This window comes from Anaerotignum neopropionicum, assembly GCF_001571775.1.
Taxonomy (GTDB): domain Bacteria; phylum Bacillota; class Clostridia; order Lachnospirales; family Anaerotignaceae; genus Chakrabartyella; species Chakrabartyella neopropionicum.
Genome location: NZ_LRVM01000006.1, coordinates 127,334 through 152,170 on the forward strand (window position 1 = coordinate 127,334; position 24,837 = coordinate 152,170).

Sequence of the window (24,837 nt, forward strand, 5' to 3'; positions counted from 1 at the left end):
ATCTTAAAAATAATTACTTCTAAACGCAGACAAACCTTGGGTGTTGCCCTCTCACTGCCTAAGATAGGGGCAGACAGCGAAGCCGGTTTTTGCGTAGCAAAAGTGATGATCACCCACTTGCTTTTTGAAAAAAAGCAAGACCAAAAACCTTTGAAGAATGGGCATTCTATATGGGTTCAGATGGGTCAAGGGTGAAATCCTTGTGGGTGTTTGAGGGCAAAGCCCTCAAGGTTTTGACTTTGTCTTTACCCTGGGTCAAAGCCCTCAAGGCTTTGACTTTGTCTTTAGCCTGGGGCAAAGCCCTCAAGGCTTTGACTCTGTCTTCACTCTGAATTACTTATCCTTTTCTTCCTCTTTTTTCCTTTTTTCCACGAAGATTATCCAGCATACCGCACAAACAATTGCCAAAATCCAAAACAACCAAGAAGCCTGCTTAATGATTGCACCCAATATAATAAAAAAAATAATTCCTATCTGAAATAAGAATTCAGTTTTTATTGGCGGTTTCTTGTTTCTCTCTAAGTCTTGCATTCCAATCTTCCTTTCTTGTCCAATTCATTCCACTTGTCCATCAGTATATCATAAACTGCAAAAAACAGCCATACAAACATGTCCTTCTCTTCCACGAAAAAGAAATTAGCGGCTTTCTTTCTTTTTTTTTATAAATTCTTAAGCGTCGCTTAAGTTTCCATTCATAAATTATACACATTTCTATTGTATCCTTTAGAAGAAGTCAAAAGGACGCCCCCTTTTACTTCTTCCCGTGGCTTCTTCCCCGAGGGGCTACGGGTCCCTTCCCAAGCTATTAAAATATAAAGCAAACGTTTTTAGATTACAAAAACAAACAAAAAATTCGGCTGGGTTAATTGCCAGCCGGAAAGTACACACACCCCTTAAAATGAAAAAACAGCCAAGTCGGCTGTTTTTTCTATTGCCAAAAATCCGCTTACATATAACTTCTTTTCCATACGGCAGGGGCAAATAACATAATAATAGGGAAAATTTCCAATCTTCCCAAAAGCATATTAAAACACAAAACCAGTTTTGAAAAATCCGAAAAAAGACTGTAATTTTCAATTGGTCCAACCCTTGCCAAGCCCGGGCCAACGTTGCCCAAGCAGGACAAAACAGAGGTTAACGAAGTTGTAAAGTCAAAATTGTTTAAAGAAATCAAAAGAAATGACCCCATTGTTAAAAACAAATAAACAATAATAAATCCCCCCACACCACGAATTGTCTCTTCATCCACCTTATGCCCATCTAATTTTATAATGTTTACTGATCTGGGATGCACAATACGGCGTATTTCCAATCCTGCCATCTTAAGCAATAAAATCAATCGGGAAACCTTGAGACCCCCACCGGTAGAACCGCCGCACGCGCCAACAATCATCAGTATTACAAGCAACGTTTTCGATAGCTCCGGCCATACATCAAAATTTGCTGTTGCAAAGCCCGTTGTACTGATAATCGCCAAAACCTGAAACGCAGCATGGCGAAAAGCACTTTCAAAGGTGGGATATAGACTTAAAATATTTAACGTAATTATACCAATTGCACCAATAATAATGGCTATAAAATATCGCAGCTCCTCGTTTTTAAAAATATTTTTCACATCTTTGACTAACAAAAAATAATATAAATTAAAATTTACGCTAAACAGGAACATAAAAACAGTAATCACATACTCAAAATAAGGATTTTCATATGCCGCTATGCTGGCATTTTTTATGGCAAAGCCACCTGTTCCTGCCGTTGAAAAGGTGTTTACAAGACTGTCAAATACAGGCATGCCACCTAAAATCAGCAAAAATATTTCCAATAAAGTTAAAATAATATACATTTCATACAAAAGCTTTGCCGTTGATTTTACCTTTGGCACAAGCTTCCCTACCAACGGTCCCGGTGCTTCTGCACGCATTAAATGCATGGATCGCTCGTCCACTGTAGGCATAATTGCCAGCATAAAAACCAAAATCCCCATACCGCCGATCCAATGGGTAAAGCTCCGCCAAAACAAAATGCTCTTGGGCAAGCCTTCAATTTCCGTCAGTATGGATGCACCTGTTGTTGTAAATCCCGAAACCGTTTCAAAAAAGCAGTTTACAGGCCCTTCTATGGCTCCGCTGAAAAAAAACGGCATTGCACCAAAAAAAGACATACTAATCCACGCAAGCGCAACAATGACAAACCCTTCCCGTCCATATATTTTTTTGTCCTCCGGCTCAGCCTTTGTAAGGATACTGCCAACAATCATGGCAATAAAAATCGTAAGCCCAAAAGCAAAAAGTGCCTTGTCCTCTCCATAATAAATAGCAAGAAGTGTGGGGGCAAATAAAAATAAGCCTTCTACTCTGAGAATATTGCCTAAAATATAGGCCATCATATGATAATTCATAATTAATCTCCAATTTATCCTTGAATTTCATTTAAATCCGCAAGGTGTTTTTTTGTTGTAACAATAACAACGCTGTCCCCCTTCTCGATGGAATCATTTCCACCCGGAATAATGATTTGCGTCCCACGAATGATTGCAGCCACAATCAACCCATCTCGCCTTTTAATACTCTTGAGGGGAATTCCCACAACCGGTGAATCTTCCCTTACTTGAAACTCCACTGCCTCCACACGGTCGTTAATCATCGTATGCAAGGTTACAATGTTGTTGCTTTTTGCAGAATTTTTCATGGCCCGAACATAACGCACAATATTTTGCGCTGCAATGGTTTTGGGCGAAATAAAGCTATCAATATTTAAATTGTCCAAAATTTCGTAAAAAGAAATCTTGTTGATCTTTGCAATTACCTTTGAAACTTTTCTCTCCTTGGCATATAACGCAGCAATAATATTTTCTTCATCCATGCCCGTCAAGGTTACAAAAGCATCTGTTTTTTCCAAGCCTTCTTCGTGCAAAAGCTCCTTTTCTGTTCCATCACCGTGAATGATCACAGAATTAGGCAGCATCTCACAAAGATATTCGCACCGCTTTAAATCCCTTTCGATTATTTTTACTTTTACATGAATTGCACTTAATTCCTTCGCCAGATAATATGCAATTCTACCGCCACCAATAATCATTACTGATTTTACACCGCTGCGAAAAATTCCAATGGTACGAAAAAAGTTGGCTATTTCAATATGGGAAGCCGTAATGTTGATTTTATCTCCTGATTTTAAAATAAAATCACCACCGGGAATAATCACCTCGTCCTCTCTTTGCACAGCACAAATCAAAATTTTTACTTGGAACTCCTTGTAAATTGCCCAAAGCGGCATGCCATCCAGCGGGCTGTGTTCCCCTATTTTTAATTCTACCAGCTCAACCCTTCCGCGGGCAAAGGGCTCCATTTTAATTGCAGAAGGGAACCGAAGCAAACGGGAAATCTCCGTTGCCGCCGCCAATTCGGGATTCACCGCCATACTTAGCCCTAATTCTTCCTTAATCAGGCCCATCTGGATAAAATATTCAGGATTGCGAACACGGGCAATGGTATGCTTCGCCCCCAACTTTTTACCCAATAAACAGCACAGCATGTTTACTTCGTCCGCCGAGGTTACAGCAATAAGAACATTTGCTTTTTTCACGCCTGCTTGATTTAAAGCAGCAGCAGTTGCCCCATTTCCTTCAATGCAGAATATATCCATGGTATTACCGGCATTCGTCAATACGCTAGGATTGTTATCAATTATAATTACATCATGTCCTTCTTGGGTAAGCTGGTTCGCAATTGTGCTGCCCACCTTGCCATTTCCCACAATTACAATCTTCAATTTATTTCCTCCTTAAAGGCGAAAAACCTAAATACAAAACATCATGACCTGCAGATGTTCTTAATATACTAACAAATTATTTTTTCAAATGCAAGGATACTTTAAAAAACTACAATACCATTTGCATATAATCATAACCCCCCGCTCTATGGAAGGTTGTCTGCTTTTCAGTCTTCCCCTCTCAACCGGGTCTAGACCCATAATGAAAAAGGCGACTGCTTTATGAAAGAGTCGCCTTTTTAAAATTTTTATTTGCACTTTTGAACTAAAATTTGAGAAGCTTCTGAAAGGGAAATCATTGTTTTTTCTCCTGTTTCCATTTCCTTTAGCTCAACCGTTCCGTTTTCCAGCTCGCTATCCCCAATAACAAGAGAATATTTTGTACCAATTTTGTTTGCATACTTCATCTGTGCCTTGACACTTCTCTCTACCGTATCACAATCGGCTAAAATTCCCGCCTTTCGCAAATCCAAGGTCAAGCCCTGGGCCTTCAAAAATCCCTTTTCGCCCATGGAGCCAATAAATACATCCCTTTGGGGCACTTCTGTAATTTCGCCCTTTTGTTTTTCCAAAATCATAACCAATCGTTCTATTCCCAAACCAAAACCAACAGCACCTGTTGGCTTTCCGCCGCATTCCTCAATCAAGTTATCGTAACGTCCGCCGCCGCAAACGGTTAAGCCGTCGGAAACAAATTCAAAAACCGTTCTCGTATAATAATCCAGCCCACGCACAATTTTAGGATCTATGGTAAAAGCAATGCCCATTTCCGTCAAAATATCCTGTACCTTTTGGAAATGCTCCATACACTCCCCATTCAGACATTCTAAAACAGAGGGTGCATTGGCAATAATCCCTTGACAGCTTTCCTCTTTGCAATCTAAAACACGCAATGGATTTTTTTCAAAACGCTCCTTGCAGGTAGGGCAAAGCTTGCCAAGATTTTGTCCGATAAAATCACGCAGTATTTTATTATAATTACTGCGGCACTGGGGACACCCCAAGCTATTAATGCGCAGCTCAACGTCTTTTATCCCCATTTCTTCCAACAAAGCCGCCGCCACGGAAATTACCTCCGCATCCTGCGCAGCACTATAAGACCCCAGAACCTCCACTCCGAATTGATGGAACTGGCGCTGACGACCCGCCTGCGTATTTTCGCAACGAAAGGTGGGAGAGATGTAATATAGCTTCGTCGGCTGTGCCTGATTGTGCATTCCATGCTCAATATATGCACGGGCAACGCCTGCCGTTCCCTCAGGACGAAGGGTTAAGCATCTGTCCCCATCATCCGTAAAGGTATACATTTCCTTTTGCACAATATCCGTTGTTTCGCCAACACCACGAACAAAAAGCTCTGTAAATTCGATAATCGGCGTTCTGATTTCACCAATGCCAAAGGTCTGGCAAATATTCCTCATTTTTTTCTCAATTTCCTGCCAAGCGGTTACCTCCCCCGCAAAAATATCCTTTGTTCCCTTCACCAACTGAATCATTTCCATCCTCCTCCAGGTAATCCCTTTTTCTTTCGCTCAATCATTTCGTCAATCCTTGCAATATAATCCTCAACACTCTTGACGTTAAAAATTCGCTGGATTTGATCCGTTTCGGGGTCAACGGTTTTTGTGCTTGCGCCCGCCCCCGCCGCTAAAATTGTCTGCTTTTCCTCCATAATTTGAACGTTATATTCGCCCTCTTTTCCCGGATGACAGTATCCAACATTTTCAAAATTTCCCACCATATTTTTCTGGCGGTACATATAATAAGGCTCCATGCCCATTTTTTTTGCATATTCTGCCGTTATGGCAAGCATTTCCTCCAAAGCCTCCGCCGTTGACAGGGTGTGCTGGTCGAACTCCTCCTTTAAACGGGAGGCTCTTTTCACCGCTAACGTGTGAACCGTAACATTGTCCGGCGCCAGCTTCAAGATTTCCTCCATGGTAAGCTCCACATCCCCAGGGTTTTCCCCAGGCAACCCCAAAATCAAATCCATATTAATGTTTTCATGACCCAATTCCCGTGCCTCATAAAAAACACGGCGGATATCCTCAACAGAATGCCTTCTGCCAATGGCTTTCAGTGTTTCCTCGTTCATGGTTTGAGGATTAATGGAAATACGATTTACCCCATATTCCTTCATCAGCCGCAGCTTTTCCCTAGTAATGGTATCGGGACGCCCCGCCTCAACGGTATATTCCATCTCTTTTGTATCAAAAAGAACAGACACCTTGTGCAAAAGCCGCTCCAACTGCTGTTCATTCAAGGACGTGGGCGTGCCGCCGCCAATATAAATGCTCCTTAAATGAAAGTCCTTGGCATATTCAGCCAAAAACTCCAACTCACGAAACATGGCATTTAAGTATTCGTCCACCCGATCCTTATATTGGGCCAAAGGATATGATGTAAAGGAGCAGTACAGGCATCTGGTAGGACAAAAGGGAATGCCAATATACAGACTAATATCATTCGCCTTGTTTTCTTCCAAAAGCTTTTGCTCCGCCTTGGCCACGGCAAGGGCTAGCCTCGCCTTATGCTCCATCACGAGATAATCCTTCACGAAGTACTTCAAGCAATCTTCCTCGCTTTTCCCCTCTGCCAAAAGTCCGCTGATAATCTTCGCAGGTCGAACCCCAGTGAGTAAGCCCCATTGAGGGCGAAGCCCTGTTTCTTTCTTTAACAGCTCATAAATTGTACGCTTTACCAGCCGTTTTTCTTCCTTTTCTCCTGCACCATTCTCATATGCCATAGACCAACTGTCTATTTTTTCCCCATCACGATAAAGCATTGCCGAAGCAATGCCTTTTTCCATGCTGCTTACAATCGATACCCCCAAAGGCGCAGCCTCTTGGGCACGTGTATAATGTAAGTTCGGGTAAAAAACCTGAATCATGGTTTGCACATCATTTTGCAGTTCATGTCCTTGAAGAATATAGTGTATCATCATAAAACCCTTTATCAAAATAATTTTTCGCTATCTAATAATAATGTCACCGGGCCATCGTTTACCAAGGCAACCTTCATATCCGCCTGAAACTGACCCATTGCAACCTTTTTTATCGGCATTTTCTTTGCCTTTTCGCATAATCTTTCAAACAATCCCGCTGCAACCTCCGGCGCAGCTCCGCCGGAATATCCAGGTCTTCTGCCCTTTCTTGCATCGCCATATAAGGTAAAATTGGGAACAATAAGCAATTCCCCTTGGATGTCTAGCAAGGAAAGGTTCATTTTCCCGTTTTCATCTTCAAAAATACGAAGGTTTACCACTTTGTCCAGCATATATTCCATGGTTTTTTCATCATCAGTCCCCAGCATACCGAAAAGCACCATAACGCCCTTTCCGATTTCACCAATCACTTGACCATCCACTGTAACACTCGCCTCAGTCACTCTTTGCAACACCGCACGCATAAGCTCCTCCTATTTTTATCCCGACACTCGCTCTATATCTATAACATCCTTCACGCCCTTGATACGCTTTGTAATACGCACCAGCTGATCCTTCGTTCTAATTTCCAGCGTAATATTGAAAATCGCCAGCATATCCTTGGTGGTACGGATGTTAAAGCCCTTTACCGCAACATCTTCATCCGCCAAAAGACGGCTAATCTCAAATAGCAAACCGTTTCGATCATTGGCAGTCACTCTAATTTCCGCCAAATAAGCCGCACTTAAAACATCACCATGGGTATACTGGGCATCCCATTCGGCATTAATCAATCGGCCTCTTTCCTCATCACTCAAGTTCATAATATTAATACAGTCTGTTCGGTGGATGGTAACACCACGGCCCCGTGTAACAAAGCCAATAATCTCATCCCCCGGAACGGGACTGCAGCACTTTGAAAAACGAACCGGAACATCGCCAATCCCCTCAACCACAATTCCACTCTTGTTCTTTTTCTTCTTAGAAACCGGTTTCTGGTCTACGGTTTTTTCAAAATCCTGCAATATTTCCTCAGCAGTCTGATTTCTTCGTTTTTCCTTTAAATACTCATCAATCAGCCTGTTGACAAGCTGCCCTTCTTTAATTCCGCCATAACCCACGGCGGCCATAATGGCATCCCATTCTTTAAAGTCATACTTATCCATAATCAGCTGCATCCACTCAGCACGCATTAGATCACTGGACACATAACCCTTTTTCTTCATATCGCTAAGAAGCATTTCCTTACCGCGAAGAATATTTTCTTCCTTATCTTCCTTTTTAAACCACTGCTTAATTTTCGTTCTCGCTTGAGAGCTTTTCACTAAAGACAGCCAATCTCGGCTTGGCCCTTTGGAATTTTGAGAGGTCATGATTTCTACAATATCGCCATTTTGAATATTATAGTCAATGGTTACCATTCTATTGTTGACCCTTGCCCCCACCATTTTATTCCCCACCGCAGAATGAATCATATAAGCAAAATCGATGGGCGTAGAGTCCTTGGGCAGCTGAATCACCCTTCCTTGGGGTGTGAAAGCATACACCTGGCTGGTAAATACATTTAAGTCCAACTTAATGGTATCCAAATACTCCCTATTATCGGACATATCTCTTTGCCATTCCAGAATCTGGCGCAGCCAAACCAGCTTTTCTTCTTCTGTCTTATCGCTGGAATCTCCGGTAATTCCTTCTTTATATTTCCAATGGGCAGCAATGCCGTATTCACTGGTACGGTGCATCTCCCAAGTTCGAATCTGAATTTCAAAGGGCTGTCCATTGGGGCCGATCAGCGTGTTATGCAGGGATTGGTACATATTTGGCTTTGGCATGGCAATATAGTCCTTAAATCTACCCAGCATGGGAGTATACATGGTATGTACAATCCCCAAAACAGCATAGCAATCCTTGATGTTGTCCACAATTGCCCGCACTGCAAATAAATCATAAATCTGATCCAGTGTTTTATTCTGGTTGACCATTTTTTTGTAAATACTAAAAAAATGTTTGCTTCTGCCTTCAATCTTACCGGAAATTCCGGCTTCTTCCATCTTTCCCTTAACCTCATCCACAATACTTTGCACAAATGCTTCCCGTTCCGCACGCTTTTTCTCAATCTTTGCCGCCAAATCAAAATAAGCTTCCGGGTTCAAATACTTAAAGCAAAGATCCTCCATTTCCGTACGGATTTTGGAAATGCCCAGTCTATGTGCCAATGGCGCATAAATATCTAATGTTTCCTGGGCTTTTTCATGCTGTTTTTCTGGCGTCATATAATTCAGCGTTCGCATATTGTGCAATCTATCCGCCAACTTAATTAAAATAACGCGAATGTCCTTTGCCATAGCAAGGAACATTTTACGATAATTCTCCGCCTGAATTTCTTCCTTTGTTGTATAGGATAGCTTGCCCAGCTTTGTAACGCCGTCCACCAAGCTGGCAATTTCTTCGCCAAAAATATTTGCAATATCCTCATGGCTATAATTGGTATCTTCAATTACATCATGAAGGATTCCCGCAATAATGGATTCCATATCCAATTCCAGCTCGGCCAAAATAAAAGCCACTTTCAAGGGATGGATAATATATGGCTCGCCCGACCTTCTCTTTTGTTCCATATGCGCATCTATCGCTAGCTCATAAGCCCGCACTAACAAGCTATAATCCTTAGACGGATGATATAGCTTAATTCGTTCCAATAGCTCTTGAAACAATTGTTCTGCCGTTGCCATGTCCATCACCTCCCCACATTTCTTTGTATCCTACTTTTTTCGGTATTAAATTCCAAAAAAACCTGTAAATTTGATTATAACTTCTCATATTCATATTTACAAGACAATTCTTTTATTTCATAATAAACCCTTGTCATACTTTAGACCTAATATTCTCCAAAGGCTTTCCTTCAAGCGTTCTTCACTGATGCGGCCATCCTGCGCAGCCTTGCCCACAGCCTGATAAGCCTCATCCAAATCTGCCGGCATGAGTACAATATCTATACCTGCTAAAACAGACAGCACCGCCGACTCCCCGTCGCCATAATACTCCGTAATTGCCTGCATATTCATTGCATCGGTTATGGCTACACCGTTAAATTTTAAATCTTCCCGCAAAAGCTTTACCGCTTGGGCAGAAAGAGTGGCCGGCAAGCCATCCGTAGTGGCCTTTGGTGTTTTAATATGACCCACCATTACAAAATTAACTCCCTCGTCAATGGCTCTGGCAAAGGGAACAAACTCCACTGATTTTAGTCTTTCCAAATCATGGGAAACAAATACCTCCCCTTTGTGGCTATCCGCCGCTGTATCTCCGTGGCCCGGAAAATGCTTCACTGTAGCACTGACTCCCGTCCCCTGCATACCTTGGATGAATGCACTCACCATATCCCCAGCTTTTTGGGGATCATCCGAATATGACCGAATCCCAATCACCGGATTATTAGGGTTTGTATTTACATCGGCAACAGGAGCAAAATCCACATTCACGCCCATTTCGCTTAACGTTCCCCCAATGGAACGCCCAGCCGCCTCAGCCTGAACAGGTTCCGTCATCTCCCCTGGAGAAAGCATTGTTTCATGGGGGATATTGCTTTTTTTCAAGCGAGACACCAAGCCCCCTTCCTCGTCAATGCCAATGAACAAAGGAATCTCAGCGGCATTTTGCAAATCCCCCGTCAGCTTTTTCGTCTGCTCCAAGGTGTCAAGATTTTCCGCAAATAAAATCACACCACCCAAATGATAGTCTTTTACCATTTTCGCAGCATCCTCGCTTAAAACCGTCATGCCGGTTCCGTTGGGATAATTTCTAATATCACACATAAACAGCTGACCGATTTTTTCCTCCATGGTCATTGTATCTATCAAATTTTCTATTGTTTCTTGTTTGGTTTCTTTAGCAGTTTTGACGGTTTCCTCCGGCACCTGCTCTACCACTTCATTTCCACAGCCTGTCCCAAAACACATTAATGCAATTAAAATACCTGCAAACCAACGTTTCATAACCAATCCCCTTTTTTTTGTCTGCTAACATTATAGCCCTTTTCCCTAAAAAAAAATAGTATTCATTGCATTTTTCTTTCAATTTCGATATAAAATATAAATAAATGTGTTTTCTCTCAGACCAAAGGCAAAGTCAAAACCTTGAGGGCTTTGCCCTCAAACACCCACAAGGGTTTCACCCTTGACCCTTTAGAAAACGCATACATATGCGGTTTCTAAAAAAGTTTTTGGTCTTGCTTTTTTCAAAAAGCAAGCAGGTTTGGGCGGCGCCCAAGGTCTCAAGCTTCCCTTGCGGTTTTCTTTGTTTTTTGCCCACTTTCTCCGCTTTTATGATATAATAACCTTTAAGCTTAAACTCACAAAGGAGAACTGTTTTATGAAGCTACAAAAATTACTGAGCTATGTGCGTCGTGCCATAGATGATTACAATATGATTGAAGAAGGCGACAAAATCGCCATTGGGATTTCCGGCGGTAAAGACAGCCTTTGCCTGCTTTTGGCCTTAAAAAATTTACAGCGGTTTTATCCCAAACACTTCCAAATAGAAGCAATTACTGTGTCCCTTGGGTTGCCCGGAGCAACCTATGATGATATTCAAGCTTTGTGCGATGAACTGGGTGTCAATTACACCGTTGTGCATACGGATATTGGACAAATTGTTTTTCACGAAAGAAAAGAGACTAACCCGTGCTCTCTCTGCGCAAAAATGCGAAAGGGCGCTTTGAATGATGCTGCAGAAAAGTTAGGTTGCAATAAGGTAGCTTTAGGGCATAATAAGGATGATGTTGTAGAAACCTTTTTCATGTCCTTATTCTATGAAGGCAGAATTAACTGCTTCGCTCCCGTAAGCTATCTGGATCGGAAAAAGCTCTATTCCATCCGTCCTTTGATGTATGTTCCCGAAGGAGAGGCGAAAAGCTTTGTTACAAAAAGCGGGATTACTATCGTAAAAAATCCCTGTCTTGCCGATGGAAATACAAAACGACAAGAAACAAAAGAGCTTTTGGCGGAGCTGTCAAAAAATTACGATAATTTACAGGAAAAAGTTTTTGGCGCCATCAAGCGTTCCAATTTAAAAGGCTGGAATGGGGAGATTTAATCCATGTCAACATATCATGAAAATTTGAAAAACCAAGAAACCCTTAGACTGCGGGAAATTCAAAAAGAACTTCCTCCTTTTCTTATGGAATTTTTTCGGGGAATCGCCCAAACAACTTCCACAAAAACAAGACTTGGCTATGCCTATGATCTAAGAATTTTTTTTCGGTATCTCTACGAGGAGCATGGGACCCTAGGTGGAATTGACTCAGCAAGGCTTACGGTAGAAAGCTTAAACCAAGTATCCTCCGACGATATCGACTGCTTTATGGAATACCTTTCTTATTATATCAGGCCTGATTATGAGCATCCCGAAAGCGGAATGGAATTGCATAACGATGAAAAAGGGAAATCTCGAAAGCTGGCGGCGATCCGCTCCATGTATAAATATTTTTATAAGAAAAAAAAGGTAGTTGCCAACCCTGCTGCCATTGTGGAAACGCCTAAAATTCACAATAAGCAAATCGTCCGCCTAGACGTAAATGAAATGGCGGATTTTTTGGATGCCGTTGAATCAGGAGGAAAACTGTCCGACCATCAAAAGGCATTTCATGACCGCACCAAAAAAAGAGATTTAGCCATAACAACCCTTCTTCTTGGAACCGGGATGCGCGTTTCCGAATGTGTTGGCATAAATATAAAGGATATAGACTTTAAAAACAATGCAATTAAAATCATTCGCAAAGGCGGAAATGAGGTTTTCTTGTACTTTGGAGAGGAAGTACAGGCAGCTTTGGAGGATTATCTAGAGGAGCGTCAGCACGCAATTACCAAGAAAGAAAATGAAGATGCCCTTTTTCTTTCTTCCCAAGGAAAACGCATTACCGTTAGAGCCGTACAAAATTTGGTTAAAAAATATGCTTTTGGTGTTACCGTAAAAAAAATATCCCCCCATAAGCTGCGCAGCACCTTCGGCACCAATCTTTATCAGGAAACAGGGGATATTTATTTAGTGGCTGACGCTTTAGGCCATGCCGACGTAAATACCACCAGAAAGCACTATGCTGAAATTGAAGATCAAAGACGGCGAAAAGCCGCCTCCTATATTAAGCTAAGAAAGGAATGACTCTATGAGCGAAAATAAATTAGACATCCAAGCAATCTCACATATATTTAAAGACCATAAGGCGGAACCCATATTTAAGCTTCGTCGCTTCGCGGTTTTAGCCTTGATTACCGAAAAAAACGGTGAGCTGTGCTTTGTTTTAAATAAACGGGCCATGGGCGTACGCCAGCCAGGTGACATTTGCTTTCCCGGCGGCCACCATGAATGCGGAGAAAAATTGGAGCAAACCGCCCTGCGGGAAACAGAAGAGGAACTGGGCATTCACCAAAGCGAAATTTCTATTTTAGGAAAAAGCGATTATATGCTCACTATCTATGGCGGCGTAATACAGCCCTTTTTAGGTTATGTTTGCTATGATGTTTTGCGCTGTTCCTGCCCAAATCCCGAGGAGGTTGCACAAATTTTTACAGTTCCCGTTTCTTATTTCATGGAAACGCCCCCCGAAATTCACGATATGGTGTGGAAAGCCGCTGGCCCTGATACCTTTCCCTATCACCGCATCGAAGGCGGAAAGGACTATCCCTTCGCAAAATCCCGTATCCCTGAGCTGTTTTATGAATATAAAGGCCATACCATTTGGGGCTTTACAGCACAAGTAATCCAAAATATCGTTGATTTGTTAAAACAAGAATAAAAACCCCCTGAGATGAACGCAATGCGTTTTCTCAGGGGGATTTTTTCATTTATTCTTCTTTTTAAAATTTTGTTTGCGCGCTCTGTCCTCTGCAGCCTTTAATCTTTCCTTTTCTACCTTCGCTCCCAGCATTTCTTCAATATCTTGGGGCAATTCCATGGTAATGCGCCCTAGCTTTCCGCCTCTGAATTCATCTAACAAAATTTTGGAAGCTCGTTCCAAGTCAGGCTCTCCACCCTTTTGCTTAAATCCTCTTGCATCTGCAATCTGCCGTAATACCACATGAGGTTCCTCAATGGTATCAAAGGCAATTTGATACCGTTTTTTGATGCAATCCCCATTGCGTAGCAGTATATGATCAATAAATGAAATGGCCAAGGTTTCCGCATCCAAAATATCATCATTAATTGCACCGGTAAAGGCAAGCTTCAAACCAACCTCTTGATCCTCAAATTTAGGCCACAAAATACCAGGCGTGTCTAAAAGCTCAAAATCCTTTTTTATCTTAATCCATTGCTTTCCTCGGGTTACACCCGGCTTATCGCCCGTTTTAGCCATGGTTTTCCCAACATATTTGTTAATAAACGTTGATTTTCCCACGTTTGGAATACCCACAATCATGCTGCGAATGGGCACATTAATCCGCCCTCTGGCCTTCAGTTTTTCGATTTTTTCCTTCATTAAACCCCTTGCGGCATCGGTAACCTCGTTCATTCCCGTTCCCTTCAAAGAATTCATTTTAATCACACAAAAGCCTTGTGCTTCAAAATATTCCGTCCATAGCGCAGTGGCCTTCTCATCCGCCAAATCGCATTTATTCAGTAAAATAATGCGGCGTTTATTTTTTGCCAATGTATCCAAATCGGGATTTTTGCTGCTATAAGGAATGCGCGCATCCACCAATTCAATGACAATATCCACCAAAGAAATGGTTTCCTCCATCATACGACGGGTTTTGGTCATATGTCCCGGGTACCATTGTATATTCATAGCTTTTCGTTCCTTTCGTTAAGAAATAGAGCCAAATTGATCAAAGGGATACAAACGGAAAATAACCTTCCCCACCAAATCCTTTTTTTTGATTGCACCGATGGAGGTTCTCCTGCTGTCTATGCTGGCATTTCTATTATCGCCCATTACAAAATAACTGCCCTCAGGCACAGTAAAAGGATAATCCATATCACCATTTGTCATCATAGGCTCTTCAAGAAAAGGCTCCTCAATCAATTCATCATTCACATATAGAGAGTATTCAACATTTTCGCTATCTTCATTCCAAACAATATCAATTTCATCCCCTGGCAAGCCAACGACACGTTTAATAATCTTTTCCCTTTGCCCGTCGGCATTCAACTGGCAAATTACAATATCTCCCTGCTTAGGCGCGGAGATAGATGTGGCTAATTTGTTAATAAATACCAAATCTCCATGGTGAAAATTTGGTACCATAGACGAGCCTTTTACATAAATCGTACCAAATACAAAGGTGCGCAACACCAAAACAAAGGCCAACATTATTATTAGCTGCAGCCAAGAAAAAACTTCTTTCTTTTTTACCGATTTTTCTTCCAATGGTTCTTGTTCACTTTGTTCTTGCATTTGCTCCATTTTTATCCTCCTCCAGCCTGCGTCTGCTGTGAAAAACGAATTCAACCCCTTGATTCTCACTTTTTTTCGTAAAAGGCAAATTTCTTTGCCACTTACGAAAAAAACCTCGATGAAACAATTCCACCGAGGTAAGTTTTTATCTTAATACTTCTTTTACTTTTGCTGCTTTACCAACTTTATCTCTCAAGTAGAAAAGTTTCGCACGTCTTACAATACCGCGTCTTACAACCTCGATACGGTCAATTCTAGGGGAGTGCAAAGGCCAAGTTCTTTCCACGCCAACACCAGAAGCAATACGTCTAACTGTAAAAGTTTCTCTAAGGCCGCCGCCCTGTCTTTTCAAAACAACGCCTTCAAACATCTGAAGTCTTTCTCTCGTTCCTTCTACTACCTTCGCATAAACGCGAACTGTATCACCAACGTTAAAAGGAGTTACTTCGCTTTTGAGCTGTTCATTTTCCAGTTCTCTAATAATATCCATTCCATTTCCTCCTTCCCTCAAAGACGTTCTTAATGCTATACTATTATGCATCATTGGACCATCCGTAATCGCATTTTTGAATTATAACATATCCCAAACGAGAGTGCAAGAATTTTCTTTCTTTTTCCCAACATTCCCACGCTCTCACTCAAATCATAACCAAATGTGGCTGATTGCAACGCAAACAGGTAAAGTCGCCATAGAAAAAGCAGTTGTCAGCATCACCATTTTTGAAGAAATCTCCACACCCACACCATAACGTCCTACAATCATAGGCACAATGGCTGCCGAAGGCAACGCCATACCCACAAAAAATACAGTTTTGACGATAGGCTGTACCGGTATAAAATAAATAAACACAAATGCCATAATCGGCATCAATATCATTTTAATCAGACTGGCCTCCAAAGTTTCCCGATCCCTCAATAAATATCTCAGCCCGCTATTTCCCGTTAAAGCGCCTATGTAAATTAAGGAAAGGGGGGTAGAAATGCCGCCAAGGGAACTGATAAAGTCTTGCACAAAATATGGCAGGTGTGCCGTAAGACCAATCACTGATGCAAAAAGCCCCAATAAAATAGAAGAAATATTCGGGTTAATCGCTCCTTTTACTAAGGTGCGAAGCATCGTCCCTGGACTCTCACCTTTAATCCCCTTTATAATATATAATCCTACACTCCAAACGTAGAGATTTAACCCCAGTACACCGGCTGACATATATACAACAGCCTCTTCCCCAAAAAACAACAAGGCAATGGGAAAGCCAATAAATGCATTATTTACAGATACTGCCGTAACCTCAAGCATGTTAAGATGAGCCTGGTCAAATTTACGAAAACCATAGTACCACCGAAGAATACGGCCAAAAATTAAGGAAGCAACAACATGCAGACCAACCATTGTTGCAAAATTTGTCAGCATTTCACTTTCCACTTTGGTATTGGCAAGGCTGGAAAACAGCAATGCAGGAATCGTAAAAAAAAGCACAATATTACCCACACCAACGGTCATTTCATCATTCAAAAAGCCTTTTCTGCTGGCAAAGTAACCTACAGCCATTAACGCAAATAAAACAAAAAATTGACCAAACATATACTTCTCCCTCGCTTACGCTCTTTTGTATGGGCCAAACGCCTCTTCATGCCAGACCTAAAACAACATTATGTTTTCTTAATCTTAGCAAAAAACTAGGAAAATAGCAACTCTTTTGCAAAGGAAGAAAGCCATATTTTCTCCTCAAAAAAGCTTCCTTTCTTTGTCACTCCCCCCGGGGGAATTCATAATACATGCAAAGACTCTTCCCAATTCAGACAAAAAATGTTATTTTATATATATATTATTCATAATCTAGTAATAGGGCATGCATTAATTATCCGGCAATGTTTTTGCAAAAAAGATTAGAGGTGGGCAACGATGTCGCTGTTTACAAAAAAAGCAATCCATGAAGTGTTTTTAAACCTTCTTTTTAAAAAATCCTTTGATAAAATCACGGTGAAGGATATCGTTGAAGAATGTGGAATAAATCGTAATACCTTCTACTATTATTATAAAGACATTTATGACCTTTTGGAGGACGTTTTACTCACCGAAACAAAGAAGGTGCTGGAGGATCAGCAAAGCTCTCACACCTGCTATGAAGAATTTTTACGAATTGCCGCCTTTATTACAAGCTATAAAACCTCCATTTCCCATATATTCTACTCCAAAAGCAGAGATGTTTTTGTAAGCTATTTATATGATATTTCAGAGATAATTTTGCAAAATTACATTGATCATCTTAAGGTCAGCATAAATATTTCTGAGCAAAACAAAAAATTTGTCTGTGATTTTTATCGTTTTTCATTGGTAGGAATGATTATTAATTGGATCAAAAATGGCATGGAGGAGGATTCCCTCATATTCCTAAAAAAAATGTCCGATATTTTTGAAAACACAGTAGAAATCGCCTTGCAATTTAATCAAACTGAAAACAAAAATCAGACAATTTCGGAATAATGCCTAAAATTTGTGCATTATTCTTTTTTTATCCGTACTATTCCAAACTGCAAAGGGATAAACTAGCTGTAGCAGAAAAAGGAGGTGTAAGCTTGAAAACGATGTGCAAAACGAAATTCGTCTCCTGTATACCGGCTTTCATTTTTATCATCATAGGATGCTACCTGCTTCCTCGCCCGGAAATTTCTTTTCAAGCTCTTTGCTATCTTCTGGGTATTGTCTTTATGGGATACGGAGTCATTAAATTAATTTGCTATTTTGCCAAAGATATTTACCAACTGGCATTTCAATTTGATTTTGCCATGGGACTTTTTTCTTTGACCATGGGTTTGCTCATTTTTTATTTTGTCCAACCCATTTCCACCATCTTCTCCACCGTTATTGGAATCATTATTTTCATTGACGCCGTATTAAAAATTCAAACCACCCTAGATGCGAAAAAATTCGGGCTGGAAAAATGGTGGCTGATTCTAATTTTAGCAATTGCAACTGCTTTAGCGGCCTGTTTTCTCATTGTGAAGCCCATGGGAACGATTTATACAATACTTCATTTCCTTGGCCTTAACTTTATTTTAGACGGTTGCCTCAACCTTTGGATCGTTCTTTATACAGTCAAGGTAGTATAATAAAGCACCCTTATCATTGCTTCCTAACCAAAAATTAGAAATGTTTAAAACAAAAAAGAATTGGAGGAATTACTATGAGAACACTTTCACATACGGCAGAGAGAATGGCCTTTAGCACAGCCATAAACGCCGTACTACATAGCGCAGAGGAAAACAGAGAAAAAACGGTTTTAAAGCTGATTGACCTCATAGGGAAATTCATGTCAGACGAAAAACTGGATATCAATTTCAACACCGCCAAGGAACTAATTTCCAATGAAGAAAGCGCTTTACATAAATACACCGATCGGCTTTTTGAAGAAGTTCATCCTCATGTTTTAAAAACAACCGCCCTGAACTTAGGCTTTGAATCCTTCTTTAATGGCACAAAAACCATTCGAAAAATGCGAGAAATTCACCAATGCAACGTACCCTGGTTAATACTCATGGACCCCACCAGTGCTTGTAATTTACATTGCACAGGTTGTTGGGCTGCGGAATACGGAAATAAACTAAACCTTTCCTTTGAAGAAATGGATCGTGTCATCACACAAGGCAAAGAGCTGGGCATTTATTTTTATATGATGACCGGTGGAGAGCCTTTGGTTAGAAAAGCCGACATTATCCGTCTATGCAAAAAACATAATGATTGTGCTTTTCTGGCGTATACCAACGGAACCTTGGTTGACGAAGCATTTTGTAAAGAAATGCAAGCGGTTGGCAATTTTTATTTGGCCATTAGCCTGGAGGGTTTCTCAGAGGTGAATGATTTGCGCCGCGGTGAAGGTGTTTATGAAAAGGTAATGTATGCCATGGATTTGCTTAAAAAATACGGCTTAATTTTTGGCACCTCCATTTGTTACACCTCAAAAAACATTGAAACCGTAGTCAGCGAAGAATTCGTTGATTTAATGATTGAAAAAGGATGCCGCTATGCCTTTTACTTCCACTATATGCCTGTAGGAAATGATGCAGTGGTAGATTTACTGCCCACAGTCGCCCAGCGTAAATTTATGCATCAGCGTGTTCGGGAAATCAGAAATATGAGCCACGGAAAAGGCCTCTTCACCATGGACTTCCAAAATGATGGAGAGTTTGTTGGCGGTTGCATTGCCGGGGGAAGAAACTACTTCCATATTAATGCCAATGGCGATGCGGAGCCTTGTGTATTTATTCATTTTTCCAATGCAAACATTCGCACACATACCCTCTTGGAAATTTTAAAACAACCAATTTTTATGGCTTACTATAATAATCAGCCCTTTAATAAAAACCATTTGAGGCCTTGCCCCATGCTTGAAAACCCTGAATTTCTTGAAAAAATAGTAAAAGAAACGGGAGCAAAATCCACTGATCTTAAGTCCCCTGAATCTGCCGAGCACCTTTGTGCAAAATGCCAGGAATATGCAAAAGCGTGGGCGCCTTGTGCCGAAGACCTTTGGGAACAAGCCCCTCATGCACAACGTAAATATGAAAACTATAAGCCGGAAAACTGCACCAATCATCGGGTTGTTTCTTGATCAGTAAATGCAAACACCCCCTCGTATAATGAAAACGAAAATTTTCTGCATTTTCTTCCACAATATTTAAAAGGCTGATATCCAAATAATATCAGCCTTTCTTATGAAAAAGCCCCACTCCCAAGTTTAAGGTTAGCTTTTTCCAATATTTTTAATAGTTTATTACTGTATTCACATTATATCCATTCAGAACTTCCCTGCCATTTAAAAAATCCAGCTCAATCAAAAAATTTAACGAAACCACTTCTGCGCCTATGCTTTCCACCATATCCACAATGGCCTTTGCAGTTCCCCCTGTTGCCAAAAGATCATCCACAATTACAACCTTTTGCCCTGGCTGCACCGCATCCTTATGCATTTCAATGACAGCCTTGCCATACTCCAAGGAATACTCCTTGCTAACAACCTCAGCAGGAAGCTTACCTTTTTTGCGAATGGGGATAAATCCCTTTTTTAAGTTATACGCAATTGGCATTCCAAAAATAAAACCTCTGGATTCAGGCCCCAAAATCAAGTCAAATTCCTGTCCCACCAGTTTTTTTTGCATCTGTCCCACCGCTTCTGTCAGAGCATCTGCATCCTTCAGCAAAGTGGTAATATCCCGAAACATAACACCTTTCTCAGGGTAATCTGGGATAGATCTGATTTTATCTTTTAATTCCATTTTTGCTCCTCCTTATTTTGAAAGCCTGAAATCTTTAATCATTAATTGCACAGAACTTCTACCGTTATATGTATTTATTTCTATACTATATACAAAATCAAATTTGTGCGCTATTTTCCCACCGTTCATCATTTTATCACATTCCTCTTGCGGATACAATTCTTTTAATAAATTCAGCATTTCTACGTATCCGTCAAAGGATAGCGCCGCCATGCGTACGCCACTTTTCTCCTCGGATAAAGTCATGCGAAGGATGTCTTTGTTTTTCCCGATCAAATCCACCCTGTCCACCGAAATACTTTTAGAACCAAATAACGGCGCATGATTTTCTTTGCCAAAGGGCGCCAACGATTGAATCTCCTTTGCCAACTCCATGTCGATTTCCGCAAACCCCAACTGCTTTTCCAATCGCAAAATAGGGGTCATTTGTTCCTTCGTCAGCTGACATTCCTCGTTTAATTTTTTTCTTAAAACAGAAATATTTTCTTTCGGCAGGGACAGCCCCGCAGCCATGGCATGTCCTCCAAAACGGCTGAATAACTCCTTGCACCGAAAAAGCGCCTGAAATAAATCGTACCCCTCAATGCTTCTGCCTGAGCCTTTGGCTCCATCCTCACTGGAAGTAATGACAATCACAGGCCGATAATAACGTTCCTTGATCTTGCCTGCAACAATCCCCGCAATGCTTTCATGGGTGTCCACATCATATAACACAAGAACCCTTTCTTTTGATAACTCGTCCCTCTGGATATACTCCATTGCTCGCACCGTAGCTTGGGTGGTAAGGCTTTTTCTTTCTTCGTTAAGTCTTACTAACGTTTTTGCAATCTCCCTTGCTTTCGCCTCATCCTCTTCGCAAAAAAGCTCCACGGCTTTTTGGCCGCTTTCCAGCCGCCCCGTAGCATTTATGCACGGCCCCAAGATAAAACCCAAATGATATTCGCTGATATGCTTCCCCACGATTCCTGTTTCTTCCATCAAAACCCGCAGACCTGTATTTGTTGTTTTCGGTATTTCATCTAAACCCCAGCGAACCAAAATTCTGTTTTCGTCCAATAAATCCACAATATCGCAAACGGTTGCAAGGGCACCAAAGCATAAACACTCTTTTTCCAAGGCCTCGTCCCTTATTCCAAAAACATTTAATAACGCTAATGCAAATTTGTATGCAATTCCGCCTGCACAAAGCATAGAAAAAGGATAGCTGCAGTCCTTTTGCTTGGGATCAATTATCCCATCAGCATCAGGAAGCACATCCTTCTTTTCTCCATTGATCTCCAAAAAACCAGGCTCATGATGGTCTAAAATCACAACAGTCATTCCAAGTTCTTTTGCTCTTTGGGTTTCTTCCAAAGCAGAAATACCATTGTCGCAAGTAAAGAGTACCTCCACCCCTTCCTTTGCCAATTGCTCTATGGCTTCCACATTAAGCCCATAACCTTCCCTTTGCCTATGGGGCACATAATAAATTGCATCCCCGCCACATCTTAAAATGGTTCTAAAAAGTATGGTGGTACTCATAACGCCATCCACGTCATAATCACCGTAAACAGCAATTTTCTTATTTTCCTTGATTCCTTGGGCAATCAAATCAATACCCAAGGCCATATCTTTCATTAAAAAAGGTTCCCTCAGATCCTCTAGGGTTCCATACATAAAGTTCCGTGCGTACTGTCGCTCTCCCAATCCTCTGTTTGCAAGAACGCAAGCAACAGCTTCCTTCATTCCCAGTTCCTCAGCCATAACAGCCGTATCTATTTTGGATCTTTTCAACAACCATCGTTTCATCCAAACAACTCCTTTAACCCCACTATTATATCATATTAAGGAGGAAATGGAACAGCAAATCTCTCACCTCCTATCTTGTTAAAATTAAAAGCCAGCAGTTCCTCTGCCTATCCCTTTTAATTTTTGTGAAAAAGCACGTTGTTGCTGTAAAACCCGAAAACACCTTGGGCGTTGCACAGACCCACTTGCTTTTTGAAAAAAACAAGACAAAAAACTTTTACTAAAACCCCATTTTCATGGGGTTTTAGCTGGATCAATGGGTGAAACCCTTGTTGGTGTTTGAATACAAAGCCCTCAAGGTTTTGACTTTGTCTACGTTCCTACTACCCACAGAGCAGGTGGTTTTATCAAGCTAGGGCGAACAAAAAAAACAGCAAGGACAATGCCCTGCTGTTTTTTTTCGGTATGTTAAATTACTTTTCTCTCTTTGGCAGTAAAGTATACCAAACAGAACCGGAAATACAAATCGAGGAATACGCCCCAACAATGATACCTACCATCATAGGAAGAGCAAATTCTTTAATAGACTGAACGCCAATTACATAAATCGCACCTACGGTAAAGAACGTAGTAACAGAAGTATTAATGGATCTGGCCAATGTTTGTGTGATGCTTTTATTGATTTTTTCAGCTGTTTCACGAGGTGAAAATCTATCATGATTTTCACGAATTCGATCAAAAATTACAATGGTTGCATTTACCGAATACCCAAGAACCGTTAAAATTACGGCTATAAACGCATTATTTACAGGAATGCGGAAAATAGCATATGCCGCAATAACAATCAAAACATCATGAACCAAAGCGATAATTGCACTGCCGCCCGCTCTAATGTCCTTAAAACGAATGGAAATATAGATCAGCATTGCAACACAAGCAAGTAACGTCGCCTTCATTGCTGCTTTTTGCATTTCTGAGCTTACCGTGCCACTTACATCTTCCGATTCTTTCACAACCGAAGAAGGGAATTCTGCCTTGAGGGCCTCCCCCAAATCTGCTCTTGTTTGGCTATCAATGGATTGTAGTTTTACCGCAACCTCATTTGTTCCAATAATATCTTGAATTTGCGGACTATTTTGCCCTGTAACATCAAAAATAATCTGCTTCAGTTTTTCATGTTCAAAAGCCTCACCCATGTCAATTCCCATGGCAGTACCGCCTGTAAATTCCACATCCCAATTCAGCATACCGTTGCCCTTGCTGGCTTGATAAAACATTGCTGCAAAGCCAATCATAATCAGTATCAAGGAAAGGGCAAAAAATCTCTTTCTGTTTTCAATTATTTTCATTTTTGCCACCTCCTCACTTTATACGAAATCCATAGTTTTTAGGGTTTTGAAATCCTGCTTTTATCAAGCTATTTACAATTATTCTTGTCACAACCAAAGCCGTAAACATGGAAATGATGATACCAAACATTAACGTAGTAGCAAAACCTTTTATGGTTCCTGAACCCAAAAAGAACAATACAGCCGCTGCAATTAACGTCGTAATATTACCATCCACAATAGCAGGCAATGCCCTGGAAAATCCTGTCTTTACCGCCGAGCGTAATGTCTTTCCGATAATCAATTCTTCTTTGATACGTTCAAAAATTACAACGTTGGCATCCACCGCCATACCAACAGAAAGGATAATGCCCGCAATACCCGGCACTGTTAAAGTGATATGGAACAAGCTTAAAACCAACATCTCTAAAGCTATATATATGATTAATGCCAAATCCGCTGCAAAGCCTAAAATCTTATATGGGAAAAGCATATACAAAAGCACCAGCACAATCCCAATGATACCAGCAAGTATCCCTGTAGAAAGAGCATCTGCACCAAGTCTGGCTCCAACATTCTTCATTTGGATTACATTTAAGTTAAACGGCAAAGAGCCGGCACGAATCAAAGCCGCCAAGTTTTCCGCACTTTCTCCGGTAAAGTTTCCCGTAATAATTGCCTTGCCATCCGTAATTGCCGCCTGAACGGTGGGTGCACTAATGACCGAAGCATCCATGATAATCATGATTGTTTTTCCAATATTGTCCGATGTTGCCTGGGCAAATCTCTCTTTTCCCTCATCATTAAATTCCAACGAAACATAGGGAACAGAAGGCCCGTTTTTAGAAGTTGCCCCAACTTGTTTTGATGCATTCTTTACCATATCACCGGTAAGTACTACATTGCCATCTTCATCGGCAAAAACAAGCTGCGCTGTCTGTCCAATTTCCTGTATCGCTTCCTCAGCATCTTCCACACCAGGAATCTGCACGCGAATCCTCTTTGTTCCTTCTCTTGCTGCTTCTGCCTCTGACCAACCATTCCAGTCAAGACGTCCTTGCAGCAAAGATATCGCCGCTGCCATTTCTTCATCCGAAACTGTTTCCTTGTCAGCCTCGTACACAATATCAACACCACCACTTAAATCTAGGCCTTGTTTGATATTATTGACACTTAACTGCTTTTTCTCACCAATCCCGTAATAGGATAGTGTGCCTAAGCCTAATGCTACAATAATCATCAATAGCAGCATTAATCTTCCCTTTGTTTTCATCCTGAGCCCTCCTGAAATCTTTGCGCCATAGCGATTTTGCACAAAAGAAAGGCGGTTCTCCTTTATCAAAAGAAGGAGAAACCAGCCTATTTCAATTTTTTTTAATTAGCAAGCCCCACATCATATGTTTATGGGAATCTACGCCTCT

22 protein-coding genes are annotated in these 24,837 nt (G+C 41.1%); 6 read left to right on the plus strand and 16 right to left on the minus strand.

Translation table 11 applies throughout. The features are described 5' to 3' along the window. Positions 1 to 333: 333 nt before the first annotated feature. The 8 genes from CLNEO_RS10370 to CLNEO_RS10405 form a co-directional block, all read right to left on the minus strand. On the minus strand, positions 334 to 531 hold the full coding sequence (locus CLNEO_RS10370) for a hypothetical protein (protein WP_066088382.1): 198 nt from the start codon (positions 529 to 531) through the stop codon (positions 334 to 336). Between the two features lie 415 nt (positions 532 to 946). Continuing rightward, entirely contained in the window at positions 947 to 2,398 is a 1,452-nt protein-coding gene (locus CLNEO_RS10375) for a TrkH family potassium uptake protein (protein WP_066088385.1), read from the minus strand. Between the two features lie 14 nt (positions 2,399 to 2,412). Beyond that, positions 2,413 to 3,771 carry a Trk system potassium transporter TrkA gene (gene trkA / locus CLNEO_RS10380; RefSeq protein ID WP_066088387.1) on the minus strand — a complete coding sequence of 453 codons (1,359 nt, stop codon included), beginning with the start codon at positions 3,769 to 3,771 and terminating at the stop codon, positions 2,413 to 2,415. Positions 3,772 to 4,019: 248 nt separating this feature from the next. Next, a complete protein-coding gene (gene hisS / locus CLNEO_RS10385; protein ID WP_242864198.1) occupies positions 4,020 to 5,267 on the minus strand; it encodes a histidine--tRNA ligase in 1,248 nt (415 codons plus the stop codon). Then, a complete protein-coding gene (gene hemZ / locus CLNEO_RS10390) occupies positions 5,264 to 6,712 on the minus strand; it encodes a coproporphyrinogen dehydrogenase HemZ (RefSeq protein WP_066088391.1) in 1,449 nt (482 codons plus the stop codon). Before hemZ ends, hisS begins: the two co-directional genes overlap by 4 nt. Before the next feature lie 14 nt (positions 6,713 to 6,726). Beyond that, positions 6,727 to 7,179 carry a D-aminoacyl-tRNA deacylase gene (gene dtd, locus CLNEO_RS10395; RefSeq protein ID WP_066088395.1) on the minus strand — a complete coding sequence of 151 codons (453 nt, stop codon included), beginning with the start codon at positions 7,177 to 7,179 and terminating at the stop codon, positions 6,727 to 6,729. Positions 7,180 to 7,194: 15 nt separating this feature from the next. Beyond that, a complete protein-coding gene (locus tag CLNEO_RS10400; RefSeq protein ID WP_408605472.1) occupies positions 7,195 to 9,432 on the minus strand; it encodes a RelA/SpoT family protein in 2,238 nt (745 codons plus the stop codon). 111 nt (positions 9,433 to 9,543) lie between these two features. Further along, the gene (locus CLNEO_RS10405; RefSeq protein WP_066088402.1) at positions 9,544 to 10,689 is read right to left on the minus strand and encodes a glycoside hydrolase family 3 protein; all 1,146 of its coding nucleotides are present in this window, start codon (positions 10,687 to 10,689) and stop codon (positions 9,544 to 9,546) included. 376 nt (positions 10,690 to 11,065) lie between these two features. Between CLNEO_RS10405 and CLNEO_RS10410 the strand changes: the two genes are divergently transcribed. From CLNEO_RS10410 to CLNEO_RS10420, 3 genes are read left to right on the plus strand one after another with little or no spacing between them, the layout of a single operon-like run. After that, on the plus strand, positions 11,066 to 11,788 hold the full coding sequence (locus CLNEO_RS10410) for a tRNA 2-thiocytidine biosynthesis TtcA family protein (RefSeq protein ID WP_066088404.1): 723 nt from the start codon (positions 11,066 to 11,068) through the stop codon (positions 11,786 to 11,788). Positions 11,789 to 11,791: 3 nt separating this feature from the next. Further along, positions 11,792 to 12,853 (plus strand): tyrosine-type recombinase/integrase, encoded by a 1,062-nt coding sequence (locus tag CLNEO_RS10415; protein ID WP_066088406.1) that lies wholly within the window; start codon positions 11,792 to 11,794, stop codon positions 12,851 to 12,853. 4 nt (positions 12,854 to 12,857) lie between these two features. Further along, positions 12,858 to 13,487: an NUDIX hydrolase gene (locus tag CLNEO_RS10420; protein WP_066088409.1), complete on the plus strand. Its 630-nt coding sequence runs from the start codon at positions 12,858 to 12,860 to the stop codon at positions 13,485 to 13,487. A gap of 45 nt (positions 13,488 to 13,532) precedes the next feature. Here the strand turns inward: CLNEO_RS10420 and ylqF are convergent, their stop codons facing one another. From ylqF to CLNEO_RS10440, 4 genes are all read right to left on the minus strand, one after another. After that, complete coding sequence (ylqF, locus tag CLNEO_RS10425) at positions 13,533 to 14,477, minus strand: ribosome biogenesis GTPase YlqF (RefSeq protein ID WP_083531964.1); 945 nt, start codon at positions 14,475 to 14,477, stop codon at positions 13,533 to 13,535. Positions 14,478 to 14,495: 18 nt separating this feature from the next. Next, a complete protein-coding gene (gene lepB / locus CLNEO_RS10430) occupies positions 14,496 to 15,095 on the minus strand; it encodes a signal peptidase I (RefSeq protein ID WP_083531965.1) in 600 nt (199 codons plus the stop codon). A gap of 136 nt (positions 15,096 to 15,231) precedes the next feature. Continuing rightward, a complete protein-coding gene (rplS, locus tag CLNEO_RS10435) occupies positions 15,232 to 15,576 on the minus strand; it encodes a 50S ribosomal protein L19 (protein ID WP_066088412.1) in 345 nt (114 codons plus the stop codon). Between the two features lie 153 nt (positions 15,577 to 15,729). Beyond that, on the minus strand, positions 15,730 to 16,668 hold the full coding sequence (locus CLNEO_RS10440) for an AEC family transporter (protein WP_066088415.1): 939 nt from the start codon (positions 16,666 to 16,668) through the stop codon (positions 15,730 to 15,732). 321 nt (positions 16,669 to 16,989) lie between these two features. On the opposite strand from CLNEO_RS10440, the gene CLNEO_RS10445 reads away from it, so the two are divergent. The 3 genes from CLNEO_RS10445 (at position 16,990) to CLNEO_RS10455 (ending at position 19,696) form a co-directional block, all read left to right on the plus strand. After that, complete coding sequence (locus CLNEO_RS10445; RefSeq protein WP_066088419.1) at positions 16,990 to 17,571, plus strand: TetR/AcrR family transcriptional regulator; 582 nt, start codon at positions 16,990 to 16,992, stop codon at positions 17,569 to 17,571. Positions 17,572 to 17,672: 101 nt separating this feature from the next. Further along, positions 17,673 to 18,197 carry a DUF308 domain-containing protein gene (locus CLNEO_RS10450; RefSeq protein WP_066088577.1) on the plus strand — a complete coding sequence of 175 codons (525 nt, stop codon included), beginning with the start codon at positions 17,673 to 17,675 and terminating at the stop codon, positions 18,195 to 18,197. A 74-nt stretch (positions 18,198 to 18,271) separates the two neighbouring features. Then, the gene (locus tag CLNEO_RS10455) at positions 18,272 to 19,696 is read left to right on the plus strand and encodes a radical SAM protein (RefSeq protein WP_066088422.1); all 1,425 of its coding nucleotides are present in this window, start codon (positions 18,272 to 18,274) and stop codon (positions 19,694 to 19,696) included. A 151-nt stretch (positions 19,697 to 19,847) separates the two neighbouring features. Here CLNEO_RS10455 and CLNEO_RS10460 read toward each other — a convergent pair whose 3' ends face one another. The 4 genes from CLNEO_RS10460 to secD all read right to left on the minus strand — a co-directional run bounded on the left by CLNEO_RS10460 (position 19,848) and on the right by secD (position 24,689). Continuing rightward, entirely contained in the window at positions 19,848 to 20,360 is a 513-nt protein-coding gene (locus CLNEO_RS10460; RefSeq protein ID WP_066088425.1) for an adenine phosphoribosyltransferase, read from the minus strand. Positions 20,361 to 20,372: 12 nt separating this feature from the next. Then, positions 20,373 to 22,148, minus strand: a complete 1,776-nt coding sequence (gene recJ, locus CLNEO_RS10465; protein ID WP_066088428.1) for a single-stranded-DNA-specific exonuclease RecJ — start codon at positions 22,146 to 22,148, stop codon at positions 20,373 to 20,375. A 413-nt stretch (positions 22,149 to 22,561) separates the two neighbouring features. Further along, positions 22,562 to 23,437 (minus strand): protein translocase subunit SecF, encoded by an 876-nt coding sequence (secF, locus tag CLNEO_RS10470; RefSeq protein WP_066088431.1) that lies wholly within the window; start codon positions 23,435 to 23,437, stop codon positions 22,562 to 22,564. A gap of 13 nt (positions 23,438 to 23,450) precedes the next feature. Continuing rightward, the gene (gene secD, locus CLNEO_RS10475; RefSeq protein WP_066088434.1) at positions 23,451 to 24,689 is read right to left on the minus strand and encodes a protein translocase subunit SecD; all 1,239 of its coding nucleotides are present in this window, start codon (positions 24,687 to 24,689) and stop codon (positions 23,451 to 23,453) included. Positions 24,690 to 24,837 lie beyond the last annotated feature (148 nt).

Excerpts from the sequence above, each read along its gene's own strand:
- CLNEO_RS10370 (WP_066088382.1), bottom strand. The coding sequence starts at position 531 with ATGCAAGACTTAGAGAGAAACAAGAAACCGCCAATAAAAACTGAATTC.
- CLNEO_RS10375 (WP_066088385.1), bottom strand. The coding sequence starts at position 2,398 with ATGAATTATCATATGATGGCCTATATTTTAGGCAATATTCTCAGAGTA.
- hisS (WP_242864198.1), bottom strand. The coding sequence starts at position 5,267 with ATGATTCAGTTGGTGAAGGGAACAAAGGATATTTTTGCGGGGGAGGTA.
- hemZ (WP_066088391.1), bottom strand. The coding sequence starts at position 6,712 with ATGATACACTATATTCTTCAAGGACATGAACTGCAAAATGATGTGCAA.
- dtd (WP_066088395.1), bottom strand. The coding sequence starts at position 7,179 with ATGCGTGCGGTGTTGCAAAGAGTGACTGAGGCGAGTGTTACAGTGGAT.
- CLNEO_RS10400 (WP_408605472.1), bottom strand. The coding sequence starts at position 9,432 with ATGGACATGGCAACGGCAGAACAATTGTTTCAAGAGCTATTGGAACGA.
- CLNEO_RS10405 (WP_066088402.1), bottom strand. The coding sequence starts at position 10,689 with ATGAAACGTTGGTTTGCAGGTATTTTAATTGCATTAATGTGTTTTGGG.
- CLNEO_RS10410 (WP_066088404.1), top strand. The coding sequence starts at position 11,066 with ATGAAGCTACAAAAATTACTGAGCTATGTGCGTCGTGCCATAGATGAT.
- CLNEO_RS10415 (WP_066088406.1), top strand. The coding sequence starts at position 11,792 with ATGTCAACATATCATGAAAATTTGAAAAACCAAGAAACCCTTAGACTG.
- CLNEO_RS10420 (WP_066088409.1), top strand. The coding sequence starts at position 12,858 with ATGAGCGAAAATAAATTAGACATCCAAGCAATCTCACATATATTTAAA.
- ylqF (WP_083531964.1), bottom strand. The coding sequence starts at position 14,477 with ATGAATATACAATGGTACCCGGGACATATGACCAAAACCCGTCGTATG.
- lepB (WP_083531965.1), bottom strand. The coding sequence starts at position 15,095 with ATGGAGCAAATGCAAGAACAAAGTGAACAAGAACCATTGGAAGAAAAA.
- rplS (WP_066088412.1), bottom strand. The coding sequence starts at position 15,576 with ATGGATATTATTAGAGAACTGGAAAATGAACAGCTCAAAAGCGAAGTA.
- CLNEO_RS10440 (WP_066088415.1), bottom strand. The coding sequence starts at position 16,668 with ATGTTTGGTCAATTTTTTGTTTTATTTGCGTTAATGGCTGTAGGTTAC.
- CLNEO_RS10445 (WP_066088419.1), top strand. The coding sequence starts at position 16,990 with ATGTCGCTGTTTACAAAAAAAGCAATCCATGAAGTGTTTTTAAACCTT.
- CLNEO_RS10450 (WP_066088577.1), top strand. The coding sequence starts at position 17,673 with ATGTGCAAAACGAAATTCGTCTCCTGTATACCGGCTTTCATTTTTATC.
- CLNEO_RS10455 (WP_066088422.1), top strand. The coding sequence starts at position 18,272 with ATGAGAACACTTTCACATACGGCAGAGAGAATGGCCTTTAGCACAGCC.
- CLNEO_RS10460 (WP_066088425.1), bottom strand. The coding sequence starts at position 20,360 with ATGGAATTAAAAGATAAAATCAGATCTATCCCAGATTACCCTGAGAAA.
- recJ (WP_066088428.1), bottom strand. The coding sequence starts at position 22,148 with ATGAAACGATGGTTGTTGAAAAGATCCAAAATAGATACGGCTGTTATG.
- secF (WP_066088431.1), bottom strand. The coding sequence starts at position 23,437 with ATGAAAATAATTGAAAACAGAAAGAGATTTTTTGCCCTTTCCTTGATA.
- secD (WP_066088434.1), bottom strand. The coding sequence starts at position 24,689 with ATGAAAACAAAGGGAAGATTAATGCTGCTATTGATGATTATTGTAGCA.